Source organism: Rhizobium sp. FG96 (assembly GCF_057808655.1).
On the sequence record NZ_JBMDIL010000006.1, the window covers coordinates 389,600 to 397,878 of the forward strand.

The window sequence follows — 8,279 nt, forward strand, 5'->3', positions numbered from 1 at the left end:
ACGGCCTCCTGACATGCAGATACAAAAAAACGGGCCGAAAGGCCCGTTTTTCGTTTGTCTTTACCCGGCTCAGTTTGCCCGGGCTGCGGCCCTGCGGCGATCATTGACCGGCTGGTAAGCCAGGCGCTGGTGATAGGTGCAGTAGGGCGAAGAATCCGGGCTTTCGCAGCCGCAGAAATGGAAATCGTCCTTCAGCGGATCGCCGACCGGCCACTTGCAGGTGCGCTCGGTCAGTTCCGTCAGGCCGAGACGGCGGGAGATCGGCACGACAACGTTGGAAGCCGGACGATATTCCATCTCCTCCATGACGTCGATTTCGATCTCTTCCTTCAGCATCGTTGCGCCCTGCGGGCGGGCAACGGTGCGGGTCGTCATGCGCGATGCGTAGTTCGGAGCGCGCGGTGCCGAAGTCGTGCGCTTCGGAGCCCGTGCCGCCGTCGCATTGCCGCCGGCCTTGGCACGGCCCGGCAGTGCCAGACGGTGAACCTTGCCGATAACGGCATTCCGGCTTACGCCTCCAAGTTGCGCCGCGATCTGGCTCGCGCTCAACCCTTCGGACCACAGTTTCTTGAGTTTCTCGACCCGCTCGTCTGTCCAGTTCATGCCCTGTGTCTCCGCCGTTTAAGCGTTGTGAAGGCAGAATCCTTCACCGTTTGCCCCGGATGAATCCGACACAAGAAACGCTTGACTAATTTTGGTGACTAGTTCCGCCGCATGCAGTCTAGTAATTGAGTTTTAACCTAGTGTGAGGCTGACTCCGTGACAAGAGTCGCGGGAATCCGGATGAATCGAATTTCAAGTTTTCCCCAACTTGCTTCCCCACAGAGTCATTTCTGCAACATTAGCTGTTGATGAAACGCGACATCGCTTGAGCGTCACCCAGAAGCCACGAAAGCCGTAGTTTTGTTGACATTGCAGTGCGAAAAGTAAATAGTGCACAGCGCCGCCGAGAGGCGGCATTTTTAATTTTTCGGACCTGGTTTTTTAGCCGGAGTCCGGTTGCCCATAACGCTGACAGGAGACCGCGCCATGGCTGAAGCCGCGCCGCTATATGATACCTATTCTCGTGCCCCTCTGCGGTTCGAGCGAGGTGAGGGCGTCTGGCTGATTACCGAGACCGGCGAGCGATATCTGGATTTTGGCGCGGGCGTTGCCGTGACCGCTGTCGGCCACAGCCATCCGCATGTTGTCGATGCCCTGAAGGCGCAGGCCGAGAAGGTCTGGCACCTCTCCAACATCTACGAGATCCCAGGCCAGGAAAAGCTCGCGACGAGGCTGACGGAAGCGACTTTCGCCGACAAGGTGTTCTTCACCAACTCGGGTGCGGAAGCCCTGGAATGCGCGATCAAGACCGCGCGCCGCTACCAGTATTCGAAGGGCCATCCGGAGCGCTTCCATATCATCACCTTCGAAGGCGCCTTCCATGGCCGTACGCTGGCGACGATCGCCGCCGGCGGCCAGGAGAAGTATCTCGAAGGCTTCGGTCCGAAGACCCCCGGTTTCGACCAGGTGCCTTTCGGCGATGTCGAAGCCGTCCGCGCGGCGATCACCGACGCAACGGCAGGCATTCTGATCGAGCCCGTACAGGGTGAGGGTGGTATCCGCCCGGCGACCGTCGAGTTCATGAAGGCGCTGCGCCAGCTCTGCGATGAGCATGGCCTGCTGCTGATCCTCGACGAAGTGCAGACCGGCGTTGGCCGTACCGGCAAGTTCTTCGCTTATGAATGGTCCGGCGTTAGCCCCGACATCATGGCTGTTGCCAAGGGCATCGGCGGCGGTTTCCCGCTCGGCGCCTGCCTTGCGACGGCTGAGGCGGCCTCCGGCATGAAGGCCGGCACGCACGGCTCGACCTATGGCGGCAATCCGCTTGCCATGGCCGTTGGCAGTGCCGTTCTCGATATCGTGCTCGCCGATGGCTTCCTGCAGCACGTCCGCGACGTGTCGCTGGTCTTCCGCCAGGGCCTGGCGTCGCTGAAGGATCGCTATCCTGACGTGATCGAGGATATCCGCGGCGAAGGCCTGCTGCTCGGCATCAAGGCCGCCGTTCCCTCGAGCGAACTCCTGGCTGCGATCCGCGGCGCGCATCTGCTGGGTGTCCCGGCGGGCGATAACGTCATCCGTCTCCTGCCGCCTCTGGTGGTGACTGCGGAAGAAGCCCGCGAAGGCCTCGTACGCATCGAGCAGGCCGCTGAGAGCATTCGCGCAGCCAAGGCCAAGAAGACGGCTTGAACGGATAGATGCCTTACGAGGCAAACAGGTAAGGACGACATGGCTTCCCCCAAACACTTCCTCGATCTCTCGGCGGTCAGCTCCGCCGATCTGCGCGTCATCATGAATGATGCGATCTCGCGCAAGCAGGCTTTCAAGGCAGGCGCCGGCGACAAGCCGCTCGCCGGCAAGATGCTGGCGATGATCTTCGAAAAGCCGTCCACACGTACCCGCGTCTCCTTCGATGTCGGCATGCGCCAGCTCGGCGGCGAGACACTGTTCCTCTCGGGCACCGAAATGCAGCTCGGCCGCGCCGAGACGATCGGCGACACCGCGAAGGTCCTGTCGCGCTATGTCGATGCGATCATGATCCGCACCACCGAGCACCACCGCATGCTCGAGCTTGCCGAGCATGCTACCGTGCCGGTCATCAACGCGCTGACCGACGATACGCATCCGTGCCAGATCATGGCCGATATCATGACCTTCGAAGAGCATCGCGGCCCGATCAAGGGCAAGACGATCGCCTGGACGGGTGACGGCAACAATGTGCTGCATTCGCTGGTCGAAGGCGCTGCCCGTTTCGGCTATCGCATGAACATGGCCGTACCCCTTGGTTCCGAGCCGAAGGATCACTATCTGAACTGGGCCCGCAATGAGGGCGCCGAAATCCTGCTCAGCCATGATGCCGACCGTGCGGTCGAAGGCGCCGATTGCGTGGTAACCGATACCTGGGTCTCCATGAATCAGGAACATCGGGCTCGCGGTCACAACGTCTTCCAGCCCTATCAGGTCAATCAGGCTTTGATGGCAAAGGCCGGCAAGGATGCATTGTTCATGCATTGCCTGCCCGCCCATCGTGGTGAGGAAGTCACGGACGAAGTGATCGATGGCCCGCAATCCGTGGTCTTCGATGAAGCGGAAAACCGTCTTCATGCGCAGAAGTCGATTCTTGCATGGTGCCTGGGCGCGATCTGAACCATACTGGACGCCACATCCGGCCTGACGGCCTCGTGGCCGCGCGAGCGGAGAGACGCCTTGGTCTGCCGCTCTGAATACTAGGAGTAAGACCATGGCAGAAGCTGCAGCCGCTCTTGGCGAGTTCGATTTCGCCGGTGATGATCATGTTGTCCCGTTTCAGGTTGAAGGTCTGGATGTGCGCGGCCGCGCCGTCCAGCTCGGCCCGATGCTGGACGCCATCCTGGAGCGCCACCACTATCCCGCACCCGTTGCCCGCCTTCTCGCCGAAGTGATCGTGCTGACGGTGCTGCTCGGCACGTCGCTGAAATTCGACGGCAAGTTCACCGTCCAGACGAAGGGCGATGGCCCGGTCGATCTACTCGTCGCCGATTTCTCGACGCCTGAGAATGTGCGCGCCTATGCGCGCTTCGATCAGGCGCTGCTCGACGAAGCGATCGCCGCCGGCCAGACCGAGCCCGAACAGCTGCTCGGCAGGGGCGTGCTCGCCTTCACGATCGACCAGGGCAAGTTCAGCCAGCCCTATCAGGGCATCGTCGCGCTCGACGGCGCCTCGCTGGAAGAGATTGCCGGCACCTATTTTCGTCAGTCCGAGCAGATCCCGACGCGGGTTCGTCTCGCTGCGGCCGAACTGCTCGACCGTGACGACAGCGGCAAGCCGCGCCATCGCTGGCGGGCAGGCGGCCTCGTCGCCCAGTTCCTGCCGGAAGCGCCTGAGCGCATGCGCCAGCAGGATCTGCACGGTGGCGATGGCGACGAGAGCGGCCAGCCGCTGAAGGAAGACGATTCCTGGACTGAGGCACGCACGATGGTGGAAACCATCGATGCCGACGAGCTGACCGACCCGCAGGTCGGAACCGAGCGTCTGCTCTTCCGCCTCTTCCACGAGCGCGGCGTGCGCGTCTATGACGCCAAGGAGGTCTTCGACCGCTGCAGCTGTTCGCGCGACAAGATCAAGGGCGTGCTGAAGGGCTTCTCGGCAGACGAGATCAAAGCGAGCCAGGAGAATGGCGAAATCGCGGTCACCTGCGAGTTCTGCTCGACGACCTACCGCTTCGAACCGGCCGAACTGCAGCCGGCCGAGTGACGGTCAGTTCAGCACTCTGAGCAGGCCGGGTGAATCCAGGGAGAAGGCGGGTATCTCGACATCGAAGAGCTCGCCTTCATCCGTCTCCATCTGGTAATGGCCGAACATCAGCCCCGATGGCGTATCGAGCGGGCATCCCGATGAGTATTCATAGGTATCGCCGGGCTCCAGCCGTGGCTGTTCGCCAACCACGCCCGGCCCCGTCACTTCGTCAACCACGCCGTTCTGATCCGTTATGTTCCAGTAACGGTTGACGAGTTTTACAGAGAGCTCGGAATTGTTGCTGATGACGATGCGATATCCCCAGACATAGCGGTCATCGTCCGGATCGGATTGCTCCTCCAGATAAAACGGCTCGACAACAACTTCTATATCGCGTGTGAGGGCCCGGTACATGCCTTACACCTTAGTCGGGATATCTTACTCGTATCTTATACGGCATTGGCTCCGTCAAGAAATGCCGCTGCATCATCAGTCAAATACAGACGATTGCACGCCGTTTTGATTGTTAATCCTAACATTCAAAGTTAATGACTCTAATAAGGTAGAGCTGGCTTGTCCCTTAGGTGGGGCAGGCCGCCGCACCGGCAAGTCCGGCGGCTCTTTGCTTAGGCGGGGATTTTCGACAGGGCCTGCGCGAAATCTTCCAGCAGGTCGTCCGTGTCTTCGATGCCAGCCGACAGGCGAACGGTGCCTGCCGAAATGCCGAGTTCGGCGCGCGCCTCGTCCGACAGGTTCTTGTGCGTCGTCGTTGCCGGATGGGTGATCAGGCTGCGGGTATCGCCGAGATTGTTGGAGATCGTCACGACGTCGAGCGCGTTCTGCAGCTTGAAGGCGGCTTCCTTGCCGCCCTTCAGCTCGAAGCAGACCAGCGTCGAGCCACCGGTCATCTGCTTGGCGATGATATCGGCCTGCGGATGGTCCTTGCGGCCCGGATAGATGACGCGGGCAACCTGCTTCTGCTCCGCCAGGAAGTCGGCGATCTTCGAGGCGTTCTTCGTCTGCTGGGCGACGCGCAGCGGCAGGGTCTCGATGCCCTTCAGCAGCGTCCAGGCATTGAACGGCGACATTGCCGGGCCGGTGTGGCGGAAATAATCGTGCAGGTTCTCGTCGATCCACTGCTTGTCGGAGAGAACGACGCCGCCGAGGCAGCGGCCCTGACCATCGATATGCTTGGTCGCCGAATAGATGACGATGTGGGCGCCGAGCTCCAGCGGCTTCTGGAAGAGCGGCGTCGCAAAGACGTTGTCGACGACGACCTTGGCGCCGATCTGGTTGGCGAGCTTGGCAACGCCGGCGATATCAACGATCTCGAGAGTCGGGTTCGTCGGGCTTTCCAGGAAGAACACCTTCGTCTTCGGCGTGATCGCCTTTTCCCAGTTCTCCAGGTGGCGGCCGTCGACCAGCGTGCATTCGATGCCGTATTTCGGTGCCAGCGTCTCGACCACCCAGCGACAGGAGCCGAACAGGGCGCGGGCCGCAACGATATGATCGCCGGCCTTCAGCTGGCAGAGGATCGCCGCGGTAACGGCGGCCATGCCGGAGGCCGTGGCGCGCGCATCTTCAGCACCTTCAAGTGCGCACATGCGCTTTTCGAACATGTCGTTGGTGGGGCTGCCGTAGCGGGCATAGATGAAGCCGTCGGTCTCGCCCTTGAAGCGCGCTTCCGCCGCCTCGGACGTGTCGTAGACGAAGCCTTGCGTCAGGTAGATCGCTTCCGACATCTCGCCATATTGCGAGCGCAGAGTGCCTCCGTGAACGAGTTGGGTTGCAGGGCGCCAGGACTTGCTCATGCCATCACCTCAAAAACAAAAAAACCGGCCGCAAATGCAGACCGGTTTCACACCCGGTCTTTTTAGCCACTTGTTTAACGTGGCTGCAAGCCGACCGGCCAAATCACCACGGGATAAAGCTGCAATACTGCCGTTAGCTTCTTGCGTCAATTCCCTGTATTTGGTTTTGTCGGCCACGAACTATGGATGGAGCATGATGGCTCGCGAAACTGGAATTTTGGCCGATCGTGCCATTGCTGCGTTGTTTGAAGCCGGTCGCCTCGTGTCGGAGCGGGAGCTTGATCGCGATCAGATCCAGCCGGCGAGCCTGGACCTGCGCCTCGGCGCCAAGGCTTTCCGGGTCCGCGCCAGCTTCATGCCGGGTCCCTCGCATCTGGTGGCCGACAAGCTCGATCGCCTCAGCCTGCACGTCATCGACCTCTCGGAAGGCGCGGTTCTCGAAACCGGCTGCGTCTATATCGTTCCGCTGATGGAGCGCCTCGACCTGCCAGCCGATATGTCGGCCTCGGCCAATCCGAAGAGCTCGACCGGCCGCCTCGATATCTTCACCCGCGTGATTACCGATTACGCCCAGGAATTCGACAAGATCCCGGCCGGCTATTCCGGGCCGCTCTATCTCGAGATATCGCCGCGCACCTTCCCGATCGTCGTGCGCCGCGGCTCGCGCCTGTCGCAGATCCGCTTCCGCGTCGGCCACTCCATTCTGGGTGAGCCGGAGCTGCAGGCCCTGCACGACGCCGAAACGCTGGTCGCTAGCAGTAAGCCGAACGTGTCAGGCGGCGGCATTGCGCTGTCGATCGATCTTACCGGCGACAAGGAAGGCCTGATCGGCTACCGCGGCAAGCACCACACGGCTGTCGTCGACGTCGACAAGAAGGCCCAGCACGACATCTTCGACTTCTGGGAGCCGCTCTATAGCCGCGGTCGCAACGAGCTGATCCTCGATCCGGACGAATTCTATATCCTCGTCTCCCGCGAAGCCGTCCACGTCCCGCCGCATTACGCGGCGGAGATGACCCCCTTCGACCCGCTGGTCGGCGAATTCCGCGTCCACTACGCTGGCTTCTTCGATCCGGGCTTCGGCCACGCGCCCGCCGGCGGCCGCGGCAGCCGCGCCGTCCTCGAAGTGCGCAGCCACGAAGTCCCCTTCATCCTCGAAGACGGCCAGATCGTCGGCCGCCTGATCTACGAGCACATGCTGGAAAAGCCCGTCAGCCTCTACGGCTCCGGCCTTGGCTCCAACTACCAGGCCCAGGGCCTCAAGCTCTCGAAACACTTCCGCATCTGACCGCCTTGACACCGCCTCCCATCTGTTGGAAGGCTGGTGCCGCGCGGGTGTAGCTCAATGGTAGAGCAGCAGCTTCCCAAGCTGAATACGAGGGTTCGATTCCCTTCACCCGCTCCAGCGACCTTTCCGGAGATGTCCAGCACCATTCATTAGGGCGACGAGATTCGCTGAAAGTATGAATCTTTGCCTCGCGCGTACGCAGTGACGTGCAACGAGGTGCGGTGACAGCAAGCAGTTTTCGCGATACAAAAACGGTATCAGGTGACCATCAGGAAAGCCGATACCGTAATGCCGCTAGCTGACATCCAGATGCGCAAAAGTAGATGGCAAACCCGCCCTGTATTTGTATATTTCCTCGCCAGGTGGAAAGCCATGGGGCTTAACTACAACTTCTTCGGCAAACGCAAACTCCGACCCTAGGTAGCTATCCCTCTCTGGTTTTGGCGGAGGCAAGGAGCTAACGCGGCGAAGCTAAACGCAAACTGGTTGCCAGGCTCGATCCTTCGTTTGTAAAGAAGCGACAGTAGCTAGAGGCCAAGGCGGCTAGCGCGAACACCTTCGGTCTTATCGCAGACGAGTTCATTGAAAAGCTGCGGAGGGACAAGCGCGCTGAGGCTACCCTTACAAAAACACATGGATGCTGAAGGTTCTTGCAGCCAAGCTTCGGCCATACCTATAAAGCAGATCACAGCCAAGGATATCTTGACGGTGCTCAAGACCATCGAAAAAGCGGATGAGTCGAAAGCGCCTTATCAACCCGGTCCACGATGGGTGAGGTATTTCGCTATGCGATTGCTACGGCCAGAGTTGAATCAAATCCGACCTCGGCGCTGGGAGGTGCGCTTCAGCGTCACGCGCCGACTAGCCATCTGAACTGCCCCCCATTTCGACCGGACAGTCGGCATAAGCAGAAAGGCTCAAGCAC

8 protein-coding genes, 1 tRNA gene and 1 riboswitch are annotated in these 8,279 nt (G+C 60.7%); of the genes, 6 read left to right on the forward strand and 3 right to left on the reverse strand.

Features of this window, described 5'->3' with window-relative positions; translation table 11 throughout:
* Nucleotides 1-69: 69 nt before the first annotated feature.
* Nucleotides 70-603 carry a GcrA family cell cycle regulator gene (locus tag ACODR6_RS14990; RefSeq protein ID WP_112713532.1) on the reverse strand — a complete coding sequence of 178 codons (534 nt, stop codon included), beginning with the start codon at nt 601-603 and terminating at the stop codon, nt 70-72.
* Between the two features lie 426 nt (nt 604-1,029).
* Between ACODR6_RS14990 and ACODR6_RS14995 the strand changes: the two genes are divergently transcribed.
* The 3 genes from ACODR6_RS14995 to ACODR6_RS15005 all read left to right on the forward strand — a co-directional run bounded on the left by ACODR6_RS14995 (nt 1,030) and on the right by ACODR6_RS15005 (nt 4,273).
* Nucleotides 1,030-2,229: an aspartate aminotransferase family protein gene (locus ACODR6_RS14995; RefSeq protein ID WP_489022793.1), complete on the forward strand. Its 1,200-nt coding sequence runs from the start codon at nt 1,030-1,032 to the stop codon at nt 2,227-2,229.
* Between the two features lie 39 nt (nt 2,230-2,268).
* Nucleotides 2,269-3,186, forward strand: a complete 918-nt coding sequence (gene argF, locus ACODR6_RS15000) for an ornithine carbamoyltransferase (protein ID WP_112713528.1) — start codon at nt 2,269-2,271, stop codon at nt 3,184-3,186.
* 94 nt (nt 3,187-3,280) lie between these two features.
* Nucleotides 3,281-4,273, forward strand: a complete 993-nt coding sequence (locus ACODR6_RS15005; protein ID WP_112713526.1) for an Hsp33 family molecular chaperone — start codon at nt 3,281-3,283, stop codon at nt 4,271-4,273.
* A 3-nt stretch (nt 4,274-4,276) separates the two neighbouring features.
* On the opposite strand, the gene apaG is transcribed toward ACODR6_RS15005, so the two are convergent.
* Together apaG and ACODR6_RS15015 are read right to left on the reverse strand one after the other, a co-directional pair.
* Nucleotides 4,277-4,669: a Co2+/Mg2+ efflux protein ApaG gene (gene apaG / locus ACODR6_RS15010; protein WP_199626117.1), complete on the reverse strand. Its 393-nt coding sequence runs from the start codon at nt 4,667-4,669 to the stop codon at nt 4,277-4,279.
* A 212-nt stretch (nt 4,670-4,881) separates the two neighbouring features.
* On the reverse strand, nt 4,882-6,066 hold the full coding sequence (locus ACODR6_RS15015) for an O-succinylhomoserine sulfhydrylase (protein ID WP_413710923.1): 1,185 nt from the start codon (nt 6,064-6,066) through the stop codon (nt 4,882-4,884).
* Between the two features lie 41 nt (nt 6,067-6,107).
* A riboswitch (SAM riboswitch) is annotated at nt 6,108-6,186 on the reverse strand.
* Between the two features lie 73 nt (nt 6,187-6,259).
* On the opposite strand from ACODR6_RS15015, the gene ACODR6_RS15020 reads away from it, so the two are divergent.
* From ACODR6_RS15020 to ACODR6_RS15030, 3 genes are all read left to right on the forward strand, one after another.
* A complete protein-coding gene (locus tag ACODR6_RS15020) occupies nt 6,260-7,354 on the forward strand; it encodes a 2'-deoxycytidine 5'-triphosphate deaminase (protein WP_165402629.1) in 1,095 nt (364 codons plus the stop codon).
* Between the two features lie 43 nt (nt 7,355-7,397).
* Nucleotides 7,398-7,471: transfer RNA gene (locus tag ACODR6_RS15025), tRNA-Gly, on the forward strand.
* 650 nt (nt 7,472-8,121) lie between these two features.
* The coding region (locus ACODR6_RS15030; protein ID WP_489022804.1) for a hypothetical protein at nt 8,122-8,279 on the forward strand (158 nt) is incomplete at its 3' end.

Excerpts from the sequence above, each read along its gene's own strand:
- ACODR6_RS14990 (WP_112713532.1), bottom strand. The coding sequence starts at position 603 with ATGAACTGGACAGACGAGCGGGTCGAGAAACTCAAGAAACTGTGGTCC.
- ACODR6_RS14995 (WP_489022793.1), top strand. The coding sequence starts at position 1,030 with ATGGCTGAAGCCGCGCCGCTATATGATACCTATTCTCGTGCCCCTCTG.
- argF (WP_112713528.1), top strand. The coding sequence starts at position 2,269 with ATGGCTTCCCCCAAACACTTCCTCGATCTCTCGGCGGTCAGCTCCGCC.
- ACODR6_RS15005 (WP_112713526.1), top strand. The coding sequence starts at position 3,281 with ATGGCAGAAGCTGCAGCCGCTCTTGGCGAGTTCGATTTCGCCGGTGAT.
- apaG (WP_199626117.1), bottom strand. The coding sequence starts at position 4,669 with ATGTACCGGGCCCTCACACGCGATATAGAAGTTGTTGTCGAGCCGTTT.
- ACODR6_RS15015 (WP_413710923.1), bottom strand. The coding sequence starts at position 6,066 with ATGAGCAAGTCCTGGCGCCCTGCAACCCAACTCGTTCACGGAGGCACT.
- ACODR6_RS15020 (WP_165402629.1), top strand. The coding sequence starts at position 6,260 with ATGATGGCTCGCGAAACTGGAATTTTGGCCGATCGTGCCATTGCTGCG.